Source organism: Nocardia sp. NPDC006982 (assembly GCF_042869435.1).
Classification (GTDB): Bacteria; Actinomycetota; Actinomycetes; order Mycobacteriales; family Mycobacteriaceae; genus Nocardia.
Window position 1 is genome coordinate 989,175 of record NZ_JBIAFV010000001.1, and the last position, 25,774, is coordinate 1,014,948.

The following is a 25,774-nucleotide window of genomic DNA, read 5'->3' on the forward strand; positions in this document are numbered from 1 at the left end:
CCCAACAGAACTGATGGCCGTGCGGCAAATACCGCACGGCCGTCGGCGTTTCTATACCCTGGCGGGCTGGCGCAGATCTTCCGGATCGGGCAGTGACGGTGCGGACGGTCCTTCATCGAATCCGAAACGCTCGTGCAGCTTTTCGAGCGGGCCGGGCGCCCACCAGTTCCAGTCGCCGAGCAGTTTCATCACCGCGGGCAGCAGGAAGCCACGGACCAGGGTCGCATCGACCAGCACCGCCAGCGGCAGACCGATGCCGAAGGACTTCATGAAGGTGATATCCGAGGCCAGGAATCCCAGGAACACCAGGGAGATCAGGACCGCGGCGGCGGTGACGATCCGACCGATCTTCTCCAGGCCATGGGCAACGGCGGATTCGTTCTTGCCGGTGCGTTCGTACTCTTCGAGAATCCGCGACAGCAGGAATACCTGATAGTCCATGGCCAGACCGAAGGCGACACCGAAGAGCATGACCGGCACGGTCGGCGGCAGGTCGCCGGTCACGGTGAAATCGAGCAGGCCGGACAGATGCCCGTCCTGGAAGATCCAGACCAGCGCGCCGAAGGTCGCGGTGAGGCTCAGGGCGCTGAGCACGATCGCGACCAACGGCAGCACCACACTGCCGGTCAGCAGGAACAGCACGACCAGCATGATGATCACGACATAGGCCAGTGCCACGGGCAGCGCCGAGGTCACCGCATCGAGAGAATCGGCGCTTGCGGCCGCGATACCGCCGACCAACCGCTGTGCGGGTGCAGGCACGGCGCGCAACTCCTTGGCCACCTGATCCAGCAGCGCCGGATCGCTGGTGTCCGGTGTCACCGAAAGATATGCGGCGTCCTTGGTTTCGAAGCGCGCGTGCTGCGCCATGGCCGGGGCGAGCTGCCCGCCGTGGGCGTAGCTGCCGGTGGCGGTGTCGACGCGACGGACATTGTCGACCTCGGAGAGTTTCCTGGCGTAGGCGTCCAGCCCGGATTTGCCGTCGGGCAGTACGACGAAGAGTCCATTGGTGTCGGTGGCGGCGAAGTCGCGCTGGATGATCTCGGTGATCTGCCGGTTGTTCATCGACTCCGGCAAGGCCCGCTCGTCCGGGAAGCCGAGTTTCACACCTAGGAACGGGGTCCCGAGCAGCAGCAGGAAGGCCGCGACCGCCAAGCCGATGGGCATCGGCTTGCGCATCACGAATACCGCGAGCCGATGCCAGAAACCCTCACCGGGCGCGGGACGCTGCGGACGGAAGAACCAACCCAGTTGGCCGCGATCGATGCGGCTGCCGAGCAGCAGCAGAATCGCGGGCAGCACCGTCAGCGATACCGTCGCGGCGATCGCCGCGACGGCCAGACCGGCATACCCCATGGAACGCACCGCGAGCAGCGGGAAGAACAGCAGGCCCGACAGCGCGACCGCGACGGTGACCGCCGAGAAGGCCACCGTACGTCCGGCCGAACGCATGGTCGCGGCGACAGCCGGACCGGTCGCGGCACCTGCGGCCAATTCATCGCGGTAGCGGCTGATGATCAGCAGGCTGTAATCGATCGCGAGACCGAGGCCGAGCAGAGTGGCGACATTGGTCGCGGTCGCGGCGAGATCGGTGACCAGGGTGATCATCCACAGCGCGCCCATGGTGATCATCACGGTCACCGCCGCGACGACCAGCGGCAGGCTGGCCGCCACCAAACCGCCGAATACGAACAGCAGGGCGATCAGGGTGATCGGGAAGGCGATGGATTCGCCGAGGACGGCATCCTTCTCGCTCTGCTGCACCGTCTCGTGCAACAACATCGCGTAACCGCCGACGCGCACCTGCACCGGCCCGTGCGTGCCACCGTAGCGATCCGCCAGACCGCCGACCTTCTGGTCGACCGCACCCTCCTCGCCGAGAATGCTCGCGACGATCAGCCCTGATTTGCCGTCGGCGCTGCGCAGCGCGGGCGACTTGTCCATCCAGTACGACATGACACCCGCGACACCCGGCTCATCCTTCAGCTTCAGCGCCAATTTCACCGCGGCCGTTGCCGATTCGGGATCGTCGACCGAGGTGTCGCTGTGCACCAGCAGCACGAAGTTCGGCGGCGCCTGACCAAAGGTATCGCGCAAAATCTCGGTGGCCCGGCTGGATTCGCCGCCGGGATCGCTGTAGCCACCGCCCTGCACTTTGTCGAACAACGTCGAGCTGAGCATCCCCATCAGCAGCGCGAGACCGACAAATATGCCGAGAATCCATTTGCTGCGCTGCGTAGCGACTGCTTGCAGGTCGCTCGAAATGGTCAGCTTGGTCAGTTCGAACACCGCCACACCCTCATCACTCGTTAAGCCGCGCCGCGTTCGCTCCCTGACGAATCCGCGATGTGCCCGGTTTGCACCTGCCTGGCCACCACCCGCATCGGCAGATACTTCGGGTGCACCAGGGCGCCGATCACCGTCTCTTGCACCGCGATACCGGGCATCGGGCGCAGGCGCCAGCGCCCGCCGATCGTAGCAACCTGCAGGGCAACCTCGGTGAGCGAGAACACGTTTCCCGGACACTGCCGGGTGCCCATACCGAACGGCAGGTACGCGCCCTTGGGCCGGGACTCCATTGCCGCAGGCAGCCAGCGGTCCGGGTCGAATTCATCGGGCTTCGGGAAGATCGCCGGATCCCGGTGTACCGCAACGGGACACACCAGCAACATGGCGCCCTCCGGCAGCGCCTTGCCGCCGAGTTCGTAGTTCGCGGGCACATCGCGGACGGTCAGCCACGGCGAGTACTTGCGCAGAGTTTCGGTGACGATCCGCTTGGTCAGATCGAGTCGGCCGAGATCGGCGAATTCGGCCGGGCGGCCGCCGAGCACCGCGTCGATCTCCGCGTGGAAAGCGGCCTCCAGCTCGGGATTTCGGCCCAGCTCGTGGAACACCCAGGACAGCGTCATGCCGGTGGCCTCGGTGCCGCCGACCAGGAAGTTGATCAGCTCGTCGTGCACCTGAGCATCGGTGAGCGCGACACCGTCCTCGTCGCGGGCCTTGATCAGGGTGTCCAGCAAGTCGCCGTGATCCAGGTTCGGGTCGGCGGCCAGGTCCGCACGGTAGGCGGCGATGATCTTGCTGGTCGCCGACTTCATCCCGGCGACAAGGCCTTCGAAGCGCCGGTTGCCGGGCAGCGGCAGCTTGTCGATCCACGCCGGACGGGTGACGCGGCGGGCGAGCAGCGTCATGACCGGGGTGAGCATCTCGTGGATTTCCGCACCGGTCTCCGCGCCGAGGTCGCCGCTGAACAGCGCCCCCGCGACCGTGCGCAGCGCCAGATCGTGCATCTCGGTATCGACGACCACCATTTGACCGTCACGCCAGGCATCGGCCTGTTCCGCGCCCAGACGCGTCATTACGGTGGCGTACTGCGCGATGCGGCCGCGCGCGAAGGCCGGGGCGATCATTCGGCGTTCCCGCTTGTGCTGCGGGCCCGACAGCACCGTGACGCCGGCGCCGAGCAGCGCCTCCGCGCGATCGATCATCGCCCCCTGATCGGACAGGCCGACGAAGGCCTCGCGGATCAGGTCCGGTTCGGTGACGACATAGGTGTCGTAACCCGGAATCTTCACCCGCACCACGGGTCCGAGGTCCGACAGCGTCTGCAGGAAGCGGTACGGCCTGCGCGCGAGGCGGTGTGAATGGCCGATGAGGGGTAGGGCGCCCGGTGCGGTCGGCACCGCATTCGTGCCGGTCGGGCGGCTGGCGAGCCGGGTGGTCATCATGCGAGTCTCCTAGTCATCCGCGAGCGATGACGGCGTCGACGCCGCCGATCTGTCCGACCCAGTCCACGTAGGCCGCCAGGCCGTCGGCCAGCGAGACCGTCGGCGCGTAGCCGAAATCCCGGGTGGCCGCGCTGGTGTCATAGGTGCTGGAGACGGTCAGTGCCGCGGTGGTCCAGCTGGACAGCGGCGGCGCGTAGCGCTCCTTGATCGCCTGCACTCGCCAAATGGTGTCGAAAACCGCGATGGCGGCGTCGAATACCGGTTTGGGAATGGTCCGGGTGGGTGGCGTCAGATCCAAGGCGACGGCGAGATCCTTGACGAACTTCCACAGATCGACATCCTCGGCGTCAGCGAGGAAGTAGGCATTGCCCGCGACCTGATCCGAGCGCGCCGCCTGCAGACAGGCCTGCGCGGCATGCTCGCAGTAGGTGATCGACACCATGACGTTCTTGCCGCCGGAGAGGTCGGGCAGCTTGCCGGACTTCAACTTTCGCAGCAGCAGCGTCATCCAACCCGAGGAACGCGGTCCCCAGATCATCCGCGGTCGCAGCGCGCAGGTCACGAAATCCGGGGTGTTGGCGGCCAGGACGAGCTGTTCGGCGGCGGCCTTGGTCTCCACGTACAGACTCTTCGGGGCTGTCACGTACGGCTCGGACTCGTCGATGCCGAAGCGGTCGGTGTCATAGGAGGTCGCCACCGAGGGGCTGCTGACGAAGACGAACCGGCCGACACCGGCCTCCCGCGCGGCCTTCATCAGCCGCCGGGTGCCCTCGACATTGGCCTCCCAGAACTGCGCCCGGCTACCGACCTCGGCGACCAGCCCGGCGCTGTGATACACCACATCGACGCCCTTACATGCGGTGACCAGCGATTCGTAGTCGCCGAGATCGCCTGCCACCGTTTCGATTTCGGGCACCGTAGACAGGTAGCCGAGATCGCTCGACGGCCGAACGACGGCACGTACCTCGTCACCGGCCGCCACCGCGGCGTCGACGAGATGACTGCCGAGGAATCCGGTTGCCCCGGTGACCAAAGCCTTCATGGCGTCATACCCTTTCCGGCCCATACGGCCAATTCCTCGCGCCCGATTTTGGCGTTGTGCCTGATGTCGACCGGGAATCCGGGATGGGCGCGGAATACCTTGATGGATCTGGTGAATTCGCGCTCGCGCGCTATGGACCACAGTTCCCGCTGGACCCGTGGGATCTCGGATTCCACCACCCCGGACCGCAATTCGAAGCACAGCACCGGGATCTGCGCACCCGGCACGCCGACGCCGACGAGCGCTGTGCGGTGCACATCCGGGTGAGTATTGAAGATCTGCTCGCACTGCACGGTGAACAGGTCACCGGCCGCGGTGCGGACCCGCTGCGCCGAGCGGCCACAGAACCACAACCGGCCGGATTCGTCCTGCCAGGCCAGATCGCCGACGCGATGCCAACGGCGGACAGTGCCGTCCGGGCGGGTTTCGTCGATCTTGTTGCGGGCATCGGCGGCCGGGTTGCGGTGGTAGGCGGTGCTGACTTGCGCACCGGTGGCGACGATTTCGCCGATCTGCCCCTGCGGCAGCGCGAGATCCTCACGCCAGGTGGGGATTTCGTCATCGGAGACGGCGATGATCCGTATTCTGGTATCGCTGTCGGATTCCGCGATCGGGCGGCCGACGCAGGTGCCGGCGCCCTCGGCGGTCTGCTTGCGGGTTTCGTCGAGTTCGGACCATTCGAGGGTGGTCAGCGGCAATGCCTCGGTCGCACCGTAGGTGGTGAAGACACGCGCGGACTCACCGAGAGCGGCCCTAACCCCCACCAGCGCATCGAGGTTCGCGGGCGCGCCCATCGAGATGACCCGAACCAGACTCGGCAGCGTGATCCCGGTTCTTGTCAGATATTCGCCGAGCGGACCGAGCAGGGCGGGCGATGCGGTGATATCGGTGGCCTGGAAACTCTGGACCACATCGGTGAGCAGTGCGGGATCGGCCTTGGACACCCGAACCGGATCGACCGGGCCGAGCACCACATGCGCACCCTGCAGCAGATCGAAGATGCCGAACAGCGGCACCGACGTCAGCGAGACGAAACCCGTTGGGCGACAGTGCAACTGCTCGATCGCCCGCAGCGAGGCCGCGAATCCGGCCCTGGTGAACTCCACTCCCTTGGCCGGTCCGGTACTGCCGGTGGTGAAAGCGATCATCAGCAGATCGTCGGGCGCATGGTCGATTTCGGGTGCGGCCGCACCGGGCGTCTGTCGCATGGCGAGCAAGGTGTGCCCACCCCAGAACGAACGTCCGGCCGTCACACGCACCCGCACCGACCCGAAGGTGCGCCGCGCCGCCAGCCGCACCAGATGCGCCAGCGGTATACCGATGAACGCCTCCGCACCGACGCTGCGGAAGCAATGCAGCATGCGGCGCACGCCCATACCCGGATCCACCACCACCGGCACCGCGCCGACCCGAAACAGCGCGAAGATCACCGCGAACAGGTCGGGATCGGGCTTGACCATGACAATGGTCTTGACGCCCTTGCTGATTCCGATCCGTTCGAAGGCCGCGGCATACGCCTCGACCCGCGCGCCGAGTTCGGCGAAGGTCAGCACCGCGAAGTCGAGATCCGCTGCGCGTTCGGCACGTTCGGGATGCGCGACGGTCGGATAGCTGATAGCGGGCAGGTCGGCGCGCTGCCGGATCTGGTGCTCCAGCAGCGCGCTCAGATCTGCGGGCTCCTGGCTCACCCCGCACCGCCGACGGGAACGGTGTAGCTCACGCAGCCGGCGATCGGACCGGATCCCGCGGCGACCAAGAGCAATTCGTCACCGGCCGACAGTTCACCGGCCTCGAGCAATTGGTGGTAGCCGATGATCAAACCCGAGCTGCCCGCGTCCAGGTCGCCGGTCGCGGCCTGATGGGTTCGGACGAAACCGAACTCGCTCGCCAGGGTGGTCGCGAAGTCGGGCACCGGGTTATTGGTGACCAGTACGCGCCGCCCCTCCGGACGTTCGGCCAGGTACGGGCGGACCGCGGCAAACGCTGCGCCGCTGACCAATTCGGCGTAGTCGTCGGCGACATCGACCGTGATCGAGCGCTGCCCGTCGTTACCCATCGCCTTCAGATCGAGATACCCGGCGACCCCGGGATGGGTGCCGACCGCGCGCGGCAGCGGCGCCGGGATATGTACGCGGTCGAAGCCGGTGCCCTCATCGATCCCCTTGGTCACCAACAAGGCGGCACCGACCGCGGCATATCGGAAGTCGGCCGGCGCGTGTCCGACGCCGCCGGGATGGGCGTCGCTGCCGACGATCAGCACCCGCTCGACCGTGCCGTTCTCCAGCAGCGCACCCGCGGCCTGCAATGCGTTGAGCACGCCGCAGGCCCCATTGCGCAGATCGAGCGAGAATCCCGCCCGCGAGGAGCCGACCTGGTAGTCCAGGTGCATCCCCAATTCCTTCTGGATAAGCGCCGCATTGGATGGTTCGACGATATTGCTGTCGCGGTAGACGCCGACATTGATCAGCACGTCGATATCGCCCGGCTCGACGCCCGCGCCCGAGAGGCACTCCCCGGCCGCCCGCACGGCGTGGTCGATAGAACCCAGGGTGGGGTCGGCGCTGACGGCGGAACGCCGAATAATGAACGTCATTTCATCCCACCAATGCGCTGATAGTTGCCGAAAGGACACCGAAGACCATTCCGGAGGCCGTCGGCACGAAACAGATTTTGGCCCCCCTCGGGATCTCGCCTCGGGAAATGTAGTCGTACAGCACCAGGAAATGCGTACTTGCCCCGGTGTTGCCATACTTTTCGACGGTCGCCAGCCGCGGCGGCATCGCGGTGCCGTGAATCTTGCTGCCGGATTCGGCGAGCTTCTCGGTGAATCCGACGCCGAGCTGGTGGAACACGATGAAGTCGAACTTCTCGTCGGCGAATGTGGTGCCGCGCTTTGCGAGGATATCGCGGTGGAATTTCGCCCATGTTTCCCGGCGCGGCGCGGCTTGCATGGTGAGATTGTCGGTCAACATGATCATGTTCTCGCTGGCATCGCTCGGTTTGGCAATACACAATGGCGAGTACTCGGCGCAGGTCGTCAGATCGACGTAGTGCAGTACGTCTTGCTCGTCCACTGCGGGGTCCAGAATGACCGCGACAGCGGCATCCGCGAGCGTGAGTGCGGCGAACTGTGGATCGCGTACATCGACGGCCTCGGCGAGTGCACCCTCGGTCACCGGCGAGATCACCTCGGGCGTGACGACCATGCCATTGCGCACCGCACCCGCGCGAATCAGATTGTCCAACAGATAGATTCCGGTCATGGTGCCGCCGCAGGCATTCGCCACGTCATAGCCGGAGGCATTGACCGCGCCGATGCGCCGGGCGATCTCCTGCGACGCCGACGGTTCGAAGACCATATGGAATCCGTCATGCACGGTGGTGCCGCCGCAGATGATGATGTCCAGGTCGGCGGCGTCCAATCCGGACTTCGCCAGCGCGTCCCGCGCGGCCCGCGCGCCGAGGGTCAGGGTGTCCTCGCTGGTGCGGTCGACCATATAGCGATGACTGATGCCGGTAATTCGCTCGACGTCGAACTCGCCGCCGCTCGTCATCCGACTCAGTACTTCCGAAGTGGTGTATTCGCCGTCCGGAAGGGCGGCTCCCAGGGCGCGTAATCGGGAAGAATTCACCGTAGCGGTCCTTTCGACAGAGACGGGCAGCACGAACTCCCCGGCTGGCACGACAACGGCCGCGGGCAGATGATGCGGGAATTCCGTTCCACGCGATCGCGAGAACAGAAGGTTCCGAAATCAACATTGATTTCGGTAATCGGATCCGAATTGCCCGACCCTGGGCAATCCCGTTTGACAACGCCGAGCATACGGCGCACCGGACAATGTGACCAGCCAGATGACGGCAGGGTGCTACTGGCGAGTCACATCGTTGCTGGAAAAGCGAGATCTGACATGATCGCATTATGAAGAATGTCACCGTCGATATCCGTGAACTATCACAGCGCAACGGTGACCCGACCGTCCGGCAGTAAGCTCCGCACGACCGACGAACCGCGCCGACAACGAAGGGGTCCGCCCTGCACACCACCGAACTCGCTGTGCCACAACCGCATCCGCGTTCCGCATGGGGAACGCGATGACCGCGGACATCGTCGTCTGCGGTCTCGGGCCCGCCGGTCGCGCGCTCGCGCACCGCTGTCTCGCGCACGGAATGTCGGTCACCGCAATCGATCCGGTGCCGGATCGACGCTGGTCGGCGACGTATGCGGGGTGGTACGACGAGCTGCCGGGATGGCTGGATCCGTCGGTTGTCGCCACTACCGTTGAGCATCCGACGGCCTGGGGTACGAGGTCGCATCGACTCGACCGAACCTATGTCGTCTTCGACTCCGCGCGGTTGTGGGATTCATTGAATCTCGACGGTGCGCAAATAGTTACCGATCGGGTTGTCGAAATTCGGCACAACACAGTGACTTTGGCTTCGGAAACAATATTCGGCGGGAAACGTGTTATCGACGCACGAGGAATTGCCCGCTCCTCCGAACTCGCCGAGCAAACCGCGTACGGCGTGGTCGTGCGACGCGACGCCGACATCGAACCTCTGTTCATGGACTGGCGCGTGGACAACGGCGCGGAACCCGATGCGCCACGGTCGTTTCTGTACGCGGTGCCGCTCAGCGCGGAGACGATGCTGCTGGAGGAGACCTGCCTCGCCGGACGCCCCGCCCTCGACACCGCGGTGCTGCGCGACCGCCTGCACCACCGGTTGCGCTCGCGCGGAATCGAACTCACCGGCACCGAACCGATCGAGCGCGTGCGTTTCCCGGTGCAGGGCGGCCACCCCGGACAGCGACGGTTCGGCGCGGCGGGCGCATTCACCCATCCCGCAACGGGTTACAGCGTCACCGCATCGCTCGCCGCCGCCGACACTGTCGCCCGCGATGCGTCGGCATGGCCTGCCCGGGCGCGAGCGGTACACGCGTTGCGGTCCGCGGGTCTGCGCGCACTGCTCGCACTGCCACCCACCGACCTTCCCGTCTTCTTCGATGCCTTCTTCACCCTGCCACCGGAACTGCAACGGGCGTATCTGTCGGGCCGCACCGATCTCGGCGGCACCGTCGCCGCCATGCGCACCCTCTTCGCCACCCTGCCCGCACCGCTGCGTCGGCGCGTCGCGACCGCGACACTCGGGATTCCGATTCGCTCGCCTATTCGAATCGGTTCGTCCATGATGGAGTGATGGCACGAGCTATCTGGAAGGGCTCGATTGCGTTCGGGCTGGTAAACGTCCCTGTCAAGGTGTACACGGCCACCGAGGACCACGACATTCGGTTCCACCAGGTGCATGCCAAGGACGGTGGCCGGATCAAATACGACCGCGTCTGCACGGTCTGCGGCAAGTCCGTGCAATACGCCGATATCGATAAGGCCTACGAATCCCCCGAGGGGGACAAGGTCATCCTGACCGACGAGGACTTCTCGAAGCTGCCTGCCGCCGAGAAGCACGAGATTCCGGTGCTGCAGTTCGTACCCAACGACCAGATCGACCCGATCCTGTTCGAGAAGAGCTACTACCTCGAACCCGACTCGAATACCCCCAAGGCCTACGTCCTGCTGGCGACCACACTGGAGCGCATCGATCGGACCGCGCTCGTACACTTCACGCTCCGGCAGAAGACCAGGCTCTCGGCGCTGCGGGTGCGCGACGGCGTACTGGTGCTGCAGACGCTGCTATGGCCCGATGAGGTCCGTGCCGTCGAATTCGAATCCCTGGACGGTGTCGCCGAGCCGAAGCCGCAGGAGATCAAGATGGCCGAGACGCTGGTCGAGACCATGTCCGACGATTTCGATCCCGAGCAATACACCGACGAGTACCAGATCGAGCTGCAGAAGGTGCTCGACGAGGCCATCGCCAGCGGCACCGGGAAGGTGGTCAGTCAGCCCGAGGAGGCGCCCGCCGCGATGGACGCCGAGGTCGTCGACCTGGTGGCCGCACTGCAACGCAGCCTGGAGGCCAGTGGACGACGAACCGCCGAGAGTTCGGGCAAGACAGCCGCCAAGCCCACGGCCAAGGCGGAACCGGCGAAGAAGGCCACCAAGGCAGCGGCCTCCAAGTCTGCGGCCAAGAAGACCGCCGCCAAGCCCGCCAAGAAGACCGCGAAGAAAGCAGCGGCCCGCAAGGGCGCATAACCGACTACACACCACCACCAAGCCGTGCACCTCGTGGTCGCTCACCTCGGTGGCCGAACATCTGGACAGCCCGGATAACGCATGCTGGGTCGCCCTATGAGCCCGAACTGCATTCCACGGACGACGCCCTGTCCGCGGTGCCGCCGGGCACCAAGCGGACGCTGAACCGCCGCGGCCGACTGGCCGGTGTGGGGCGCGGCGCCCGCTAGCCCGGATCAGAACATGCCGTGCGGGAGCTGGCCGGCCTCGGGCACCGGTTGTACGACATCCCAGTGCTCGGTGATCACGCCGTCGACCAGCCGCCAGATATCCACCACCGCCACGCCTCGGGCATCGTCGGGCGCGATCATGTGGTAGTGCACGACCGCATATTCGTCATCGGCGATGACCCGTTTGATCTCCAGTCGGGCCGCGGCCACCGGCGCGTTCGCGATGAACTCGATGAAGGCGTCACGGCCGGACGGATTGCCCGGACTGTGCTCGATGAAGTTCTCGTGCAACAGGTCTCGCAGTACCTCGATATTGCCCGCACTGAACTCGGCGAGGCCGTGGAGTAAGAGATCTCTATTGCGGGTTGCCAGGTTGTTCGTCATAGCGGCAACCGTCGCAAGCGCACGGTAAGCCTGTCGATTACCAGGCATGTAATGGCGGCTGCTCGCGTGGTGTGGTGATACTGGCCAGGTGGATAGCAAACGCCCCGTCGGAGCGCTGCTGCGCGAGTGGCGGCTGCGGCGCAGACTCAGCCAGCTCGAATTCTCCGTGCAGTCGGGCATCTCCACGCGACATGTGAGTTTCGTGGAGACCGGGCGCACCATTCCGAGCCCGGCGATGGTCGAGCGGTTCGCCGAACATCTGGAGATCCCGTTGCGCGAACGCAATCGGCTGCTGGTCGCGGCCGGCTACGCGCCGACGTACCGGCATCGCGCACTCGACGATCCGGATCTTGCGCAGGCACGCGCCGCGGTCCGGCGCGTATTGGATGCCCACGAACCGTTTCCGGCGCTGGCCATCGATCGACAGTGGAATCTGCTGTTCGCCAACACGGCGGCGGAGGTGTTCTTCGAGGGTGTGGCCGCGGAGCTGCTGGAGCCACCTGTCAATATGATGCGAATTGGCCTGCATCCCAAGGGATTCGCGCCGCGGGTGCGGAATATCGAGCAGGTGCGCGGGTTCCTGCTGCCTCGCCTCGCGCGGCAGGCGGCGCTGTCCGGAGATCCCGAATTGGCCGAGTTGCACGCGGAATTGAGCACCTTCGCATCGGAAGCCGTTTTTCCGCAGGTAGATCCGTCCGAGGTCGCGCTGCCCATCCATCTCGACCACCGCGGCACACAGCTGTCGCTGTTCAATACGATCATGCGTTTCGGCGCGGCCTTCGACGTGAACCTCGACGAGATCGCCATCGAGTCCTACTTTCCTGCCGATCGAACCACCAGCGCCTACCTGCACTCATTCGCCAGGTGATCGTCAGGACTCGGCGGCCCGCGCTTTGCCTTCTTCGAAGAAATCGAGCAGGGCGGCAGCCTTGTTCACCTCCTCGCGCGAGCGCAGCGCGCCGAACGAGGCATTCCAGAATTCGCCGGTGCGCGGCGTCCATGGGCTGACATAGGCGTACGGACCCGGATGCGCTGAATCACCCGGTGATACACCGTAATTGACCTCATTGAGGGTGCTGGACAAATCGAAATGCTCCGGCCACAGCACCGGGATGACATCGGGCGCTGTGCAGCGCAGCGTCGAATCCCCGAGCGCGAACCAGTCCGCGATGACCCCCGCCGCCGCGGGATCGACAGCGAGCTGGTCGCCAGGGTCGACTCCGGTGGTATCGGCGTAGACGTTCGCCGGTGCCTCGGGTTCGAAGCCCGCGGCAGCGGCGACCTTGTCGAAGGTGCCCGCGAGCGCGACCCGGCCCTCCGGCCACACCAGATCGGTACCGACCACCGACACCGGCCACTGCGCACCGCCGAAACCACCGTGCACTACCCGTAGCCGGATGGTCCCGAAGCGCCGGTACTGCGGGCCCGCGATCAACAACTCCCCTACCGCATGCAGCGCGAGCCGGGTGTCCCGATACATGATGTCGTCCACTCGCAAATCATCGCGGCTGCGGGGCGCCCGCGCTGGCGAATCGCACCAGCGGAATCAGGGACGGATGGGCGATGACCAACAGCCGGGCTCGTCGTCGACCGGATGCCAGCGGTCCCGCATGGTCGCCGGGAAGGTGATGAAGTCCGTGCGCCGAGCCGGAATCGCCCCGCAGCGACCACCTCCACCTCGATCGCCCGGAGATGACATAGCGGCTGCTCACACTGCGAACCACTCGCCGTTGTGCGCATTGGGCTCGATGCGGATTCGATCACCTCGAGTGGACTGTTCGGCCGCATATGCAGCGCCCGGCCGAGTGCGGCCCGCTGGCCAGACCAGCAAATTCTGATTGCTGTCGCCTATCATCTAGATGTTGTCGAGGGAAGGACACTGCCGTGGAATTCCATGTGCCGGTCATCGATATCTCGGCCTACGTCGGAGATGGCGCCCCGGCCGAACGCCGGGCCGTTGCCCGCGCAATCGACGCCGCCGCGAGCACCGTCGGCTTCATGCAGATCACCGGCCACGCAATCCCACAACCGCTGCTCGACGACTTCGCGACCGCACTCGACAGCTTCTTCGACCTCGAATCGGCGACCAAACAGGTCTATCGCACCCCGCCCGAAATCAATCGCGGCTATTCACCGCCCAAGAGCGAGAGCCTCAGCCTGAGCCTCGGCGGCTCGTACACCGCGCGCATGAACGATTACTTCGAGGCATTCAATGTGGGCATCCCCGCGACCGCCTATCCGGCGGTCGAGTTGTCCGCGAGCGACTACGCCGAAAACCTGTGGCCGACGGAGGTTCCCGGCTTCCGCACATCCGTGGAGACTTATTTCGCACACGCCGCGCGCGTCGCGCGAACCCTCACCACCATCTTCGCCGACGCCCTCGAACTGCCACCGGGCTACTTCACCAGGTTCACCGACCATTCCCTCGACGTCCTGCGGATGAACAACTACGCGCTGCCGCCGGGCACCGTGGATCTCGAAGACGAACTCACCGGTATGGGCGAACACACCGACTACGGCATCGTCACCGTCTTGTGGGCGGACCAGGTCCCCGGTCTCCAGGTCGTCGGCGCCGATAGCCGTTGGCACGACGTACAACCCGCCGACGACGCCCTGCTGGTCAATCTCGGCGACGTGATGGCGCGCTGGACCAACGAACGCTGGCTCTCCACCCTGCACCGGGTCATGCCGCCGATCACCGATGGCACCATCCAAAGACGCCGCAGCGCAGCCTTTTTCCACGACGGCAATCCGGATGCCGTCATCGAAACGCTCCCCTCTTGCCTCGGTGCGGGCAGTAAATACGCCCCGATCACCGTCGCCGAGCACCTGCGCACAAAACTCGCCGGTTCTCGTGCCCTGCAACCCAATACCAATGCCACTCGCGAAGCGGCACGAGCCCTCGCCGCGGCAAGCAACAAACGTACTCCGGAGTGAGCACGCCACTCACTTGCGGAATTCGGTCTCCAACTCGGCCAGTGTGGCTTGCAGATCCGCCGCATCATTCGTCTTGAAGATGCCCTGGAATCCGGCCTCCGCACGGATGGCTGCCTCGACCTCGGGATCGTGGTAGAGCTTCACCAGCGCAAGCAGTTTCGGGTTGTCCTTGTCTTCGGCGCGAGCCGCGAAAATATTGATGTACTGCTTCAGTTCCGGGCGTTCCGGGTCGTCGGTGAAGATGGTCTCGTTCTTGGTGAGACCCGCGGGACGAGCGAAGGTGTCGTCGACGAACGCGGCGTCGACACTCTCCAGAGATTGCGCGGTCAAGGTCGGATCGATGGTCTTCAGCGTCACCCGCGATGCGTCGGTGTCCACATCCTCGATCTTCGAATCCCAACTCGCACCGCCCTTCAGCACGATCAGTCCGGCGGCGGCCAAGCCGAGCAGCGGGCGGACCTGGTTGGCCGGGTTGTTGCTCAGGGTGATCTGGCCGCCCTTCGGGATCTCTGCCACCGACTTGTGCTTGCGCGAATACAGCGTGAGCGGGTAGATCTCGGTCGCGCCGATCGGCACCAGGGTGTTGTTGTTGCGGACGTTGTAGTTGGCCAGGTACCGCACGTGCTGGAACTTGTTGAGATCGATCCGGCGTTGTGCCAGTGCGGGATTCGGCTGGTTGTAGTCGGTGAAGTTGACGAATTCGACGGCGATGCCCTGTTCGGCGGCCTTCTTCTGGTAGACATCCCAATGCGGCAGCGAGATGTCGTTCACGCCGATGCGCACGACATCGTCATGGTGCTCCCGACCACACGCGACCCCACCGGCGGCCAGGGCAAGAAGCAGAGGAATCACCAGAACACGGCGCAGCAATCGCATTGCAGGCAACCTAGACGCTCGTCCAATTAGTTGCCAGAGTTTCGCTCAGCACAATCCAAACCGTTGTCCGCCCCCTGGGCGCATCGGTTGGATTACCGGGTTCATATTGCGACAAGCATTCGGGAGCACGAGTGAAATTCCATCGGGTACTGGCGATCCCGGTCCTGGTAGCCACCGCGGCCCTCACCCTGACGGCGTGCGGCGGCAACAAGGCTTCCGCCGACAACGTAGTGCGCATCGGCACCACCGACAAGGACCACGCCTGGGACGTCTTCGAGGAGAAGGCCAAGGCTCAGGGCATCACCCTGCGGATCACCAACTTCTCCGATTACAAGCAGCCGAACCTCGCACTGTCGCAAAAGCAGATCGATCTGAATCTGTTCCAGCATCTGCAGTTCCTCGGCGCCTACAACGTCGCCAATAGCGACACCCTGACGCCGATCGCCTCGACCTACATCGTGCCGCTCGGGCTCTACTCCAAGAAGCACAAGTCGCTCACGGATCTGCCGCAGGGCGCCGAGATCGCGATCCCGAACGATCCGACCAATCAGGCACGTGCACTGTTCGTCCTGCAAGCTGCTGGTTTGCTGAAACTCTCCGGCGACAGCAAGGCACCGACCCCCGCCGATATCGATAAGGGCGCGTCCAAGGTCAAGGTCACCCCGGTCGACGCGGCGCAGACCGCGCTCTCACTGGCCTCGGTCGACGGATCGGTCATCAACAACACCTTCCTCGATCGCTCCGGCATCGATCCGAATTCGGCGCTCTACAAGGACGATCCGAAGAATCCGGCGGCCGAGCCTTACATCAATGTCGTGGTGTCCAGGGCCGAGGACAAGAACAACGAGCTCTACCAGAAGGTAGCCCAGCTCTGGCACGATCCGGAGGTGCAGCAGGCGCACGCCGAGGTCACCAAGAACACCGCGGTCGAAGTAAAGCGCAGCGGTCCCGAGTTGGAGCAGATCCTGGCCAGGGTGCAGCAGACCGTCAAAGACGGCAAGTGAGCGAGCAAGCGGTACCTGCCGTCGAATTCCGGTCGGTCACGAAGGTCTTCGGCAAGGGCGCGGATGCGCAGGTCGCGCTCGACGATATCGACCTGCGCATCGAACAGGGCGAGATCTTCGGTGTGATCGGCTATTCCGGCGCGGGTAAGAGCACGCTGGTCCGGCTGATCAACGCATTGGAGAAGCCGACCACCGGCACCATCGAGGTCGCAGGCACGCCCGTCACCGGTGTGCGGGAGGCCGAGGTGCGCCGCATCCGCCGGGATATCGGCATGGTGTTCCAGCAGTTCAACCTGTTCCGATCGCGCACGGCCGCGGGCAATATCGAATATCCGCTCAAGGTCGCGGGCTGGAAGCGCGCCGAACGCAAGGCACGGGTGAAGGAGTTGCTGGAGTTCGTCGGGCTCGCCGACAAGGCCCGCAGCTATCCGGATCAGCTCTCGGGCGGTCAGAAGCAGCGGGTCGGTATCGCGCGGGCACTGGCGACCTCGCCGGCGCTGCTGCTCGCCGATGAATCGACCTCGGCGCTGGATCCGGAGACCACCGGTGAGGTGCTGCGGCTGCTGAAGAAGATCAATCGCGAACTCGGCGTCACCATTGTGGTGATCACGCACGAGATGGATGTGATCCGCACGGTGGCCGATCGGGTCGCTGTGCTCGCCGAAGGCAAGATCGTCGAATTGGCCAGCACCTTCGAGGTTTTCGCTACCCCGCAGGCGGCGCCGACACAGTCGTTCGTCGAGACCGTGCTCCACAATCGGCCCGACGCCGAAGAACTGCGGCGACTCGGTGAGCTGCACGGTGGACGGTTGGTCACCGTGGATATCGACGACACGCGTGGGATCGGTACGGCGCTGGCCGCGGCCGCGCATGCGGGTGTCGAGTTCGAGGTGGTGTACGGCGGAGTGAGTACGTTGCAGGACAAGACGTTCGGCAGCGTGACGCTGGCATTGCGCGGTTCCGATGACGATGTGGACAAGGTGGTCGAGGTATTCGATCGCCGCGTCGACTGAAAGGAGTAGCCGTGCATACGGATTGGGACAAACTCCGGCCGGTACTGACCGAGGCCATCGGCACGACCATCTATCTGGTGCTGCTTACCTTCGTGGTCGGCGGATTGATCGGACTGTTCCTCGGTACCGCCCTCTACACCACCCGCAAGGGCGGGCTGCTGGCCAACGCGCCGATCAATGTGCTGCTCAATGTGTTGGTGAATGTGGTCCGGCCGATTCCGTTCATCATTCTGCTCGCGGCACTCGGTCCAGTCACCCTGGAAGTGGTCGGGACAACCATCGGCACCGAGGCCGCTGCCTTCGTCATGATCGTGGCGGCATCCTTCGGTATCGCCCGCATCGTGGAACAGAATCTGGTCACGGTGGATCCGGGCGTCATCGAGGCGGCCAGGGCGGTCGGCGCCGGGCCGCTGCGGATCATTCTGACACTGCTGATCCCGGAAGCGTTGGGGCCCTTGGTGCTCGGCTACACCTTCGTGGTGATCGCCATCGTCGATATGTCCGCCATGGCGGGCACGGTCGGCGGCGGTGGGCTCGGTGACTTCGCGCTGGTCTACGGATATCAGCGCTTCGACTGGCAGGTCACCCTGGTCGCGACATTGATCATCATCGTCGGCGTGCAGGGGATTCAGTTCCTGGGCAACATCATTGCCCGAAAGGTACTGCGCCGCTGATCCCTCGGCGCGGCCGCAACCAGGTGCGCTCTCGACACCGATCGTGTCGAGAGCGCACTCGGTTTTCCGTTCAGCCCGCGTTCGCGGTGCACTGCGAATCGACGATGCGCGGTTCGCGCGGCGCCGAACTGCCGAAGTTCAGCAGCGGCGGCGGTGCGGTCGGCCCCGCATTGGCGATCGCCTGCTGCTCGGCCTCGGCCCGTGTCGGCGCCCAGGCCCAGCCCAGGTGATCATCGCCATTGCGGGCCACGGCGGCGCACGCATTGGCGAACTGCACGATGACATGGCAGCTGGACAGTCCGCACTGCTGCACCGCCGCGCGGTCCGAATCCGCCCAGTTCGAGTAGTTGTACGCCCATCCGAGGGTCGCGTCGCCGCGCGACGATACCGAAATCGCCAATGAGCCGTAGAGGCCATCGTCCGCCTGTGCGGTACCGGCACCGGCGGCGACGAACGCACCCGCGGACGCGGCCACCAGACCCATGGCAGCCTTGGACGATAGTGACATGTGTTGCGCTCCCCAGTTCCGAAAATAGCTGCGGATCGAATCCTGACCGTTCCGATCCGAATTGTCCAAATCTTTGTATCACCAGAGCTGGACAACCCGTCGGTCAGCGATCCCCCAGCGCCACAGCTCCTCGTGCCGCCAACGCCGACGAGCCCCACGGCGGCACCACATCTCGCCAGTCCGCCGGCCAATTCGCCAGCGCGACAACCATCATGATCACCAGATGAATCGGCGCCGAGGTGCCCTGCCAGAACGGCGCGTCATCGATGAGATGTGTGGTCACCGCCCCGGTCAGCACCAGCACCAGCATGGCCGCGCCCAAGAATCTGCTCTCCCGGCGCGGAAGCACCAGCAGCACGGCGGCGATCAACTCCAGCCCACCGACCACGAACCGCATGTTCGGATGAAATCCCCACTCCGCGAACTTCTCCGAATAGGCGGGCCCGAAAAACGTAGACCCGGGCCAGAACTTGGTTGCGAAGCCGACGAAGAACTCGAATCCGAGAAACCAGTAGAGCCCGGTACGTATCCGCTCCGACCGCAAGCGTAGCGACATGTTCCCTCTTCCGCAGGTCATCCACCGCGATGCGGCGGCGACGGACATCTGCCCGCCACCGCTATGACCAGGCCCGCCCGGGAAATGTGACGACGGCCGGAAACGCAGCGACCCCGACCGGAGGGTCGGGGTCGCTGCGAATGGGTTCGGGCGCGGCCGGATACGGGGTGCTAAACGGTGAAGCCGAGGGCGCGCAGTTGTTCGCGGCCGTCTTCGGTGATCTTGTCGGGGCCCCACGGTGGCATCCAGACCCAGTTGATCTTGAGGTCTTCGACCAGGCCGGAGCGGACCAGGGCGTTGCGGGATTGGTCCTCGATGACATCGGTCAGCGGGCAGGCCGCCGAGGTGAGGGTCATATCGAGGGTGGCGATATTTTCCTGGTCGACGCTCATGCCGTATACCAGGCCGAGGTCGACGACATTGATGCCGAGTTCGGGGTCGACGACATCGCGCATCGCCTCCTCGATGTCCTCTAGCTGCTTGATGTCCTCGGCCGAAAGTTCGACCTGCTCGGTCGTTTCGGTGACTGGTGTCTCACTCATGCCGTTTTCCATTCGTGGAGATGTCGCTGCCCATGATGCGCTTGGCCTCTTCCGCGGAGGATATCCGGATCACCGCATCCTTGAACGCCAGCCAGCCGAGCAGTGCGCATTTGACCCGCGCCGGGTACTTGGACACTCCGCTCAGCGCGATACCGTCGCCGATCATGTCCTCGTCGCCCTCGACGGTGCCGCGGCTGGAGATCATCTCGTTGTACGAGTCGACGACCTTGAGCGCCTGCTGCACCGGCAGCCCGATCACCTGATCGGTGAGGATCGAGGTGGCGGCCTGGCTGATCGAACAGCCCTGACCGTCGTAGGACACATCGGCGACATCACCGTTGTCGTCGAGCTGGACGCGCAACGTCACCTCGTCACCGCAGGTCGGGTTGACGTGGTGCACCTCGGCACCGAACGGCTCCCGCAGCCCGCGGTGATGCGGGTGCTTGTAGTGATCCAGGATCACTTCCTGGTACATCTGCTCCATGCGCATGTCTTATGCAACTCCGAAGAAGCTCTGGGCCTTCCGCACGGCGGCTACCAACTGGTCTACCTCATCGAGGGTGTTGTAAACCGCGAAGGACGCACGGGCGGTGGCCGGCACGCCGAGACGACGCATCAGCGGCCAGGCGCAGTGGTGACCGACTCGCACGGCGACGCCCTCATCGTCGAGAATCTGCCCGACGTCATGGGCGTGGATGCCCTCGACCACGAACGACACCGCGCCGCCGCGATCGATATTCTCGTTAGGTCCGATGATCCGCACGCCCGCGATCGCCGCGAGTCCCTCCAGCGCCGCGCCGGTGAGCGTGTGCTCATGCGCCGCAACGGCATCCATGCCGATCTGTTCGAGATACCGCACGGCCGCGCCCAATCCGACCACCTGCGAGGTCATCGGCACACCGGCCTCGAACCGCTGCGGCGGCGGCGCGTAGGTGCTGCCCTCCATGGTCACGGTCTCGATCATCGAGCCGCCGGTGATGAACGGCGGGGTCTCCTCGAGCAGCGCACGCCGCCCGTAGAGCACCCCGACACCGGACGGGCCGAGCATCTTGTGCCCGGAGAACGCGGCGAAGTCGACGCCCAGCTCACGGAAATTCACCGCCATATGCGGCACCGACTGGCAGGCATCCAGCACAGTGAGCGCGCCGACTTCCTTTGCCCGGCGGACCAATTCGGCGACGTCGCTGACCGCACCGGTCACATTCGACTGATGTGTGAACGCGACAACCTTGGTGTCGGAAGACAATTCGAGCGAATCGAGGTCGATCCGGCCGTCGTGGGTGATGCCGTACCACTTCAGGGTCGCACCGGTCCGGCGGGCGAGCTCCTGCCAGGGCACGAGATTCGCGTGATGCTCGAGCTCGGTGATGACGATCTCGTCGCCCGGACCGACGTGGTACGGGAAGCGGTCATCGGCGAACGCGTACGTCACCAGATTCAGCGATTCCGTCGCATTCTTGGTGAATACGATCTCGTCCGCGTCCACGCCGACGAACCGGCCGATATCGGCCCGCGCGCCTTCGTACGCGTCGGTGGCCTCCTCGGCCAGCTGGTGCGCACCGCGGTGCACGGCCGAATTGCGCTCGGTGAGGAATTCACGTTCCGCGTCGAGCACGGCGAGGGGACGTTGCGAGGTCGCGCCGGAGTCCAGGTACACCAACGGCTTCCCGTCCCGAACCGTGCGGCTCAGGATCGGGAAGTCGGCCCGGATCCGGGCGACGTCGAGGGTGCGGACCGTGGCGGTCATATCAGGCTCCAGCGGTAGCGGACTGGGGGACGGCAGTCGGCGCAGCCGACGGGGTGGGTGAGCCGTGCGTGAAGCGGACGTAGCCATTGGCATCGAGTTCTTCGGCCAGCTCGGCGCCGCCCTCGGCGACGATACGACCGCCGACGAAGACGTGCACGAATTCGGGCTGGATGTAGCGCAGGATGCGGGTGTAGTGCGTGATCAGCAGGACGCCGCCGTTCTCGCGCTCCTTGTAGCGGTTGACGCCCTCGGAGACGATGCGCAGCGCGTCGACGTCCAGGCCGGAGTCGGTCTCGTCCAGGATGGCGATCTTCGGCTTGAGCAGACCCAGCTGCAGGATCTCGTGGCGCTTCTTCTCACCACCGGAGAAACCCTCGTTCACGCTGCGATCGGCGAAGGCGGCGTCGATTTCCAGCTCGTTCATCGACTCCTTCACCTCCTTGACCCAGGTGCGCAGCTTGGGGGCCTCGCCGCGGACCGCGGTGGCGGCGGTGCGCAGGAAGTTCGACATCGAGACACCGGGGACCTCGACCGGGTACTGCATGGCGAGGAACAGACCCGCGCGCGCCCGCTCGTCGACCGACATCGCGAGCACATCCTCGCCGTCGAGGGTGATCGAACCGGAGGTCACCGTGTACTTCGGGTGCCCGGCGATCGCGTAGGACAGCGTCGACTTGCCGGAGCCGTTCGGGCCCATGATCGCGTGGGTCTCACCGGAGGAGATGGTGAGGTTCACGCCCTTGAGGATCTTGATGGGCTCGCCGGACTCGTCCGGGTTGGCGACCTCGACGTGCAGGTCCTTGATTTCCAGGGTGGTCATCGAATTCGAATTCCTTTGTGGGGAGTAGGTTTCAGTCGGTTAGACGCCGATCGCGGCGAGTTCGGCCTCGATGGCCGCCTCCAGCCGCTCCCGGATCTGGGGGACCGCGATCTTCTGGATGATCTCGTGGAAGAAGCCGCGCACCACCAGGCGGCGGGCCGCATCCTCCGGGATGCCGCGAGCGCGCAGGTAGAACAGCTGCTCGTCGTCGAAACGACCGGTCGCGGAAGCATGTCCGGCACCGACGATCTCACCGGTCTCGATCTCCAGGTTCGGCACCGAATCGGCGCGCGCGCCGTCGGTGAGCACCAGATTGCGGTTCACCTCGAAGGTGTCGGTACCCTCGGCGGCGGCGCGAATGAGCACATCACCCACCCACACCGTGCGGGCATCGCCCTTGCGCGAATGCGGATCGCCCTGCAGCGCACCCTTGTACAGCACATTGGATTTGCAGTGCGGCACCGCGTGATCGACGAGCAGGCGCTGCTCGAAGTGCTGACCGGCGTCGGCGAAGTAGAGGCCGAGCAGTTCGGCGTCGCCGCCGGGACCGTCGTAGCGAACGTTCGCGGTGAGGCGGACCAGATCGCCGCCCAGTGTCACCGCGATATGCCGCAGGGTGGCGTCGCGACCGAGCTTGGCCTGGTGCGCGGTGGTATTCACGGCGTCGTCGGCCCAGTCCTGGACCGCGACGACGGTCAACTTAGCGCTATCACCGAGCACGAATTCGACGTTCTCGGCGTAGGTTCCGCTGCCGCGCTGGTCGATGACCACGGTGGCGACGGCGAAATTGCCGAGGCGAATCTGCAGGTGCCCGTAGGCTGTCTTACCCTCGCCGGGACCGGTGACCGTGACGACGACCGGCTCGGCAACCTCGGTCTCCGAGCCGACCGACACGACCGTCGCCGATTCGAAACCCGAATACGCCTGGGCGGCAACACGATCCGATGGCACGCCAGCCGCACCGAGACGAGCATCGGTGCGCGCCACGGTCTCCACCCGCACGCCCTCAACCGAGGAGACCTCGACCGTCGCCTGACCGTCGCGGACCGCAGTTCCATCGTGCAGACCGCGCAGTCGCCGCAGCGGGGTGAACCGCCACGCCTCGTCCTTGCCCGAAGGCACCTCGAAGGCGTTCACGTCGTAGGAGGTGAAGACCTCCCCCTTGTTGGTCGCGGCTCCTGCGCCCGGGTTCTGAATCGGCTTGGCCGTGGGATTCTCGCCCTCGACCGCTCCAATTACGCCAGTCGCCATCAGCCAACGGCCCCTTCCATCTGCAGCTCGATGAGCCGGTTCAGTTCCAACGCGTATTCCATCGGGAGTTCCTTGGCGATGGGCTCGACGAAGCCGCGCACCACCATCGCCATGGCCTCGTCCTCGGTGAGACCACGGCTCATCAGGTAGAACAGCTGATCCTCGGAAACCTTCGAGACGGTCGCCTCGTGACCCATCGTCACGTCGTCCTCTCGGATATCGACGTAGGGGTAGGTGTCGGAGCGGCTGATCGTATCGACGAGCAGCGCATCACATTTCACGGTCGACCTGGAGCCGTGCGCACCCTTGTTCACCTGCACCAAACCACGGTAGGAAGCACGACCACCGCCACGCGCCACCGACTTGCTGATGATGGTGGAGGAGGTGTGCGGCGCCAGGTGCAGCATCTTCGCGCCGGTGTCCTGATGCTGACCGGCGCCGGCGAAGGCCACCGACAGCACCTCACCACGGGCGTACTCACCAGTCATCCAGACCGCCGGGTACTTCATGGTGACCTTGGAGCCGATATTGCCGTCGACCCATTCCATGGTCGCGCCCGCCTCGGCCTTGGCCCGCTTGGTGACCAGGTTGTAGACGTTGTTCGACCAGTTCTGGATGGTGGTATAGCGGCAGCGGCCGCCCTTCTTCACGATGATCTCGACCACCGCGGAGTGCAGCGAATCGGACTTGTAGATCGGCGCGGTGCAGCCCTCGACGTAGTGCACGTAGGCGTCCTCGTCGACGATGATCAGCGTCCGCTCGAACTGCCCCATATTCTCGGTGTTGATCCGGAAGTAGGCCTGCAGCGGAATGTCGACGTGCACGCCCGGCGGCACGTAGATGAACGAACCACCCGACCAGACGGCGGTATTCAGCGCGGAGAACTTGTTGTCACCGGCCGGGATGACCGTGCCGAAGTACTGTTCGAAGATCTCCGGGTGCTCGCGCAGACCGGTGTCGGTGTCCAGGAAGATGACGCCCTGCTTCTCCAGATCCTCGCGGATGGAGTGGTAGACGACCTCGGACTCGTACTGCGCGGCGACACCGGCGACCAGACGCTGCTTCTCCGCCTCCGGGATGCCCAGCTTGTCGTAGGTGTTCTTGATGTCCTCGGGCAGGTCTTCCCAGCTTTCCGCCTGCTTCTCACTGGAGCGCACGAAGTACTTGATGTTGTCGAAGTCGATGCCGTCCAGATTCGAGCCCCAGTTCGGCATCGGCTTGCGATCGAAGATCCGCAACGCCTTGAGCCGGTGCTCGAGCATCCACTCGGTCTCGTTCTTCTTGGCCGAGATGTCGCGGACGACAGCCTCGGACAGGCCTCGTTGCGCACTGGCACCGGCCACATCCGAATCGGCCCAGCCGTAACCGTATTTGCCCAGGGAAGCAATGGTTTCTTCCTGAGTGAGCGGTTGCACCTGGTCGGTGGTCGTCGTCATTCGGCACTCCTTCCGGAGTCGTTCGTACGTCCCGCTGCGGGCTGTGCAGCGGTTTGATGGGAAGCGTTATCGGTGATAGGGAGAACGAACAGCGGCACATGGGTAGTGCACGCGCAGTCGCCGTTGGCGATCGTCGCAAGTCGCTGCACGTGGGTTCCGAGTAGGTCCCGGAAAGCCTCGAGTTCGGCCTCGCACAACTGCGGGAATTCCTCGGCGACGTGGGCCACCGGGCAGTGATGCTGGCAGATCTGCACGCCCGCCCCGACTTTGCGGGTGGACGCGGCGAATCCGGCGTCGGTGAAGGCCTCGGCGATCTCGTCCGCCTTGGCGGTGGTGGTCTCGGGGGTGTGTTCGGTGACCGGTTCGATGCCCTCGACGATGGTCCGCGCCCGCTTGCGCGCGAAATCGGCAATGGCCTGCTCGCCGCCGACCTCACCCAGCTGGCGAATGGCCGCACCGGCCAGATCGTCGTAGGCGTGGCCGAGCCGTCCCCGGCCGACGGCCGTCAGCTGATATTGCTTGGCGGGGCGGCCGCGGCCCTTCTGCTGCCACGGCGCCGAGCGGCTGGCCCGCGCCTGACCGGATTCGATCAGCGCGTCCAGGTGCCGACGGACACCGGCCGGCGTCAGGCCGAGCTTGCTGCCGATCGCGGTCGCGGTGATCGGGCCCTCTTCGAGCAGCAGCTGAACCACGGCGGCGCGAGTATGTCCTTCACCGCCCGCGACCAGGGGCGCGGGCGCAGCAACGGACCCGGCACCGGTACGGCGACCGGCCCCTCGATCCTCGTCGTGCGGCAAACCCACGGTTTTCACAACACCAGTGTGACGGAATTCGTTCCCGGAATCTAATAAGGGTGCCCTGAGTTGAACGGCCGATGACCTGCACGGGAGCGCTTTTCCGG

At 65.1% G+C, this 25,774-nt stretch carries 25 protein-coding genes; 7 read left to right on the plus strand and 18 right to left on the minus strand.

The genetic code is table 11. The features are described 5' to 3' along the window. Positions 1 to 51 precede the first annotated feature (51 nt). The 6 genes from ACFYOW_RS04315 to ACFYOW_RS04340 are packed head-to-tail and all read right to left on the minus strand — an operon-like array spanning position 52 to position 8,402. A complete protein-coding gene (locus tag ACFYOW_RS04315; RefSeq protein ID WP_387284396.1) occupies positions 52 to 2,289 on the minus strand; it encodes an MMPL family transporter in 2,238 nt (745 codons plus the stop codon). Between the two features lie 20 nt (positions 2,290 to 2,309). Further along, on the minus strand, positions 2,310 to 3,728 hold the full coding sequence (locus tag ACFYOW_RS04320) for a cytochrome P450 (RefSeq protein ID WP_387284398.1): 1,419 nt from the start codon (positions 3,726 to 3,728) through the stop codon (positions 2,310 to 2,312). A gap of 13 nt (positions 3,729 to 3,741) precedes the next feature. Further along, positions 3,742 to 4,794, minus strand: a complete 1,053-nt coding sequence (locus ACFYOW_RS04325) for an NAD-dependent epimerase/dehydratase family protein (RefSeq protein WP_387284400.1) — start codon at positions 4,792 to 4,794, stop codon at positions 3,742 to 3,744. After that, positions 4,767 to 6,458 carry a fatty acid CoA ligase family protein gene (locus ACFYOW_RS04330; protein WP_387284402.1) on the minus strand — a complete coding sequence of 564 codons (1,692 nt, stop codon included), beginning with the start codon at positions 6,456 to 6,458 and terminating at the stop codon, positions 4,767 to 4,769. The genes ACFYOW_RS04325 and ACFYOW_RS04330 overlap by 28 nt, the downstream gene beginning before the upstream one ends. After that, a complete protein-coding gene (locus ACFYOW_RS04335) occupies positions 6,455 to 7,363 on the minus strand; it encodes a hypothetical protein (RefSeq protein ID WP_387284404.1) in 909 nt (302 codons plus the stop codon). Before ACFYOW_RS04335 ends, ACFYOW_RS04330 begins: the two co-directional genes overlap by 4 nt. A gap of 1 nt (position 7,364) precedes the next feature. Further along, positions 7,365 to 8,402: a 3-oxoacyl-ACP synthase III family protein gene (locus ACFYOW_RS04340; protein WP_387284406.1), complete on the minus strand. Its 1,038-nt coding sequence runs from the start codon at positions 8,400 to 8,402 to the stop codon at positions 7,365 to 7,367. A gap of 460 nt (positions 8,403 to 8,862) precedes the next feature. Between ACFYOW_RS04340 and ACFYOW_RS04345 the strand changes: the two genes are divergently transcribed. Continuing rightward, complete coding sequence (locus tag ACFYOW_RS04345; RefSeq protein ID WP_387284408.1) at positions 8,863 to 9,966, plus strand: lycopene cyclase family protein; 1,104 nt, start codon at positions 8,863 to 8,865, stop codon at positions 9,964 to 9,966. After that, entirely contained in the window at positions 9,966 to 10,916 is a 951-nt protein-coding gene (locus tag ACFYOW_RS04350) for a Ku protein (RefSeq protein ID WP_387284410.1), read from the plus strand. The genes ACFYOW_RS04345 and ACFYOW_RS04350 overlap by 1 nt, the downstream gene beginning before the upstream one ends. A gap of 215 nt (positions 10,917 to 11,131) precedes the next feature. Here ACFYOW_RS04350 and ACFYOW_RS04355 read toward each other — a convergent pair whose 3' ends face one another. Further along, on the minus strand, positions 11,132 to 11,509 hold the full coding sequence (locus ACFYOW_RS04355; protein WP_387284412.1) for a nuclear transport factor 2 family protein: 378 nt from the start codon (positions 11,507 to 11,509) through the stop codon (positions 11,132 to 11,134). Between the two features lie 88 nt (positions 11,510 to 11,597). Between ACFYOW_RS04355 and ACFYOW_RS04360 the strand changes: the two genes are divergently transcribed. Further along, complete coding sequence (locus ACFYOW_RS04360; RefSeq protein WP_387284414.1) at positions 11,598 to 12,377, plus strand: helix-turn-helix domain-containing protein; 780 nt, start codon at positions 11,598 to 11,600, stop codon at positions 12,375 to 12,377. Positions 12,378 to 12,380: 3 nt separating this feature from the next. Here ACFYOW_RS04360 and ACFYOW_RS04365 read toward each other — a convergent pair whose 3' ends face one another. After that, positions 12,381 to 13,001, minus strand: coding sequence for a hypothetical protein (locus ACFYOW_RS04365; RefSeq protein WP_387284416.1), 621 nt, complete (start codon positions 12,999 to 13,001; stop codon positions 12,381 to 12,383). Positions 13,002 to 13,393: 392 nt separating this feature from the next. Here ACFYOW_RS04365 and ACFYOW_RS04370 point away from each other — a divergent pair, with 392 nt between their 5' ends. Next, complete coding sequence (locus tag ACFYOW_RS04370) at positions 13,394 to 14,446, plus strand: isopenicillin N synthase family dioxygenase (RefSeq protein ID WP_387284418.1); 1,053 nt, start codon at positions 13,394 to 13,396, stop codon at positions 14,444 to 14,446. Positions 14,447 to 14,455: 9 nt separating this feature from the next. On the opposite strand, the gene ACFYOW_RS04375 is transcribed toward ACFYOW_RS04370, so the two are convergent. Continuing rightward, entirely contained in the window at positions 14,456 to 15,322 is an 867-nt protein-coding gene (locus ACFYOW_RS04375) for a MetQ/NlpA family ABC transporter substrate-binding protein (protein ID WP_387284420.1), read from the minus strand. 131 nt (positions 15,323 to 15,453) lie between these two features. Here ACFYOW_RS04375 and ACFYOW_RS04380 point away from each other — a divergent pair, with 131 nt between their 5' ends. From ACFYOW_RS04380 to ACFYOW_RS04390, 3 genes are read left to right on the plus strand one after another with little or no spacing between them, the layout of a single operon-like run. Beyond that, the gene (locus tag ACFYOW_RS04380; protein WP_387284422.1) at positions 15,454 to 16,326 is read left to right on the plus strand and encodes a MetQ/NlpA family ABC transporter substrate-binding protein; all 873 of its coding nucleotides are present in this window, start codon (positions 15,454 to 15,456) and stop codon (positions 16,324 to 16,326) included. Continuing rightward, positions 16,323 to 17,339, plus strand: a complete 1,017-nt coding sequence (locus tag ACFYOW_RS04385; RefSeq protein ID WP_387284424.1) for a methionine ABC transporter ATP-binding protein — start codon at positions 16,323 to 16,325, stop codon at positions 17,337 to 17,339. The genes ACFYOW_RS04380 and ACFYOW_RS04385 overlap by 4 nt, the downstream gene beginning before the upstream one ends. Positions 17,340 to 17,350: 11 nt before the next feature. Then, a complete protein-coding gene (locus ACFYOW_RS04390; protein ID WP_357472111.1) occupies positions 17,351 to 18,013 on the plus strand; it encodes a methionine ABC transporter permease in 663 nt (220 codons plus the stop codon). Between the two features lie 70 nt (positions 18,014 to 18,083). On the opposite strand, the gene ACFYOW_RS04395 is transcribed toward ACFYOW_RS04390, so the two are convergent. From ACFYOW_RS04395 to ACFYOW_RS04435, 9 genes are all read right to left on the minus strand, one after another. Continuing rightward, positions 18,084 to 18,521: a DUF4189 domain-containing protein gene (locus ACFYOW_RS04395; RefSeq protein WP_084508735.1), complete on the minus strand. Its 438-nt coding sequence runs from the start codon at positions 18,519 to 18,521 to the stop codon at positions 18,084 to 18,086. Positions 18,522 to 18,624: 103 nt separating this feature from the next. Beyond that, complete coding sequence (locus ACFYOW_RS04400; RefSeq protein ID WP_387284427.1) at positions 18,625 to 19,077, minus strand: DoxX family protein; 453 nt, start codon at positions 19,075 to 19,077, stop codon at positions 18,625 to 18,627. Between the two features lie 170 nt (positions 19,078 to 19,247). Next, positions 19,248 to 19,619 carry a metal-sulfur cluster assembly factor gene (locus ACFYOW_RS04405; protein ID WP_387284429.1) on the minus strand — a complete coding sequence of 124 codons (372 nt, stop codon included), beginning with the start codon at positions 19,617 to 19,619 and terminating at the stop codon, positions 19,248 to 19,250. Then, the gene (gene sufU / locus ACFYOW_RS04410) at positions 19,612 to 20,109 is read right to left on the minus strand and encodes a Fe-S cluster assembly sulfur transfer protein SufU (RefSeq protein WP_387284431.1); all 498 of its coding nucleotides are present in this window, start codon (positions 20,107 to 20,109) and stop codon (positions 19,612 to 19,614) included. Before sufU ends, ACFYOW_RS04405 begins: the two co-directional genes overlap by 8 nt. A 3-nt stretch (positions 20,110 to 20,112) precedes the next feature. Next, positions 20,113 to 21,366 (minus strand): cysteine desulfurase, encoded by a 1,254-nt coding sequence (locus tag ACFYOW_RS04415; RefSeq protein ID WP_387284433.1) that lies wholly within the window; start codon positions 21,364 to 21,366, stop codon positions 20,113 to 20,115. 1 nt (position 21,367) lies between these two features. Further along, positions 21,368 to 22,186: a Fe-S cluster assembly ATPase SufC gene (sufC, locus tag ACFYOW_RS04420; protein ID WP_387284434.1), complete on the minus strand. Its 819-nt coding sequence runs from the start codon at positions 22,184 to 22,186 to the stop codon at positions 21,368 to 21,370. A gap of 39 nt (positions 22,187 to 22,225) precedes the next feature. After that, on the minus strand, positions 22,226 to 23,437 hold the full coding sequence (sufD, locus tag ACFYOW_RS04425; RefSeq protein WP_387284436.1) for a Fe-S cluster assembly protein SufD: 1,212 nt from the start codon (positions 23,435 to 23,437) through the stop codon (positions 22,226 to 22,228). Further along, positions 23,437 to 24,873: a Fe-S cluster assembly protein SufB gene (gene sufB, locus ACFYOW_RS04430; protein WP_387284438.1), complete on the minus strand. Its 1,437-nt coding sequence runs from the start codon at positions 24,871 to 24,873 to the stop codon at positions 23,437 to 23,439. The genes sufD and sufB overlap by 1 nt, the downstream gene beginning before the upstream one ends. Beyond that, on the minus strand, positions 24,870 to 25,685 hold the full coding sequence (locus ACFYOW_RS04435; protein WP_387284440.1) for a helix-turn-helix transcriptional regulator: 816 nt from the start codon (positions 25,683 to 25,685) through the stop codon (positions 24,870 to 24,872). Before ACFYOW_RS04435 ends, sufB begins: the two co-directional genes overlap by 4 nt. Positions 25,686 to 25,774 lie beyond the last annotated feature (89 nt).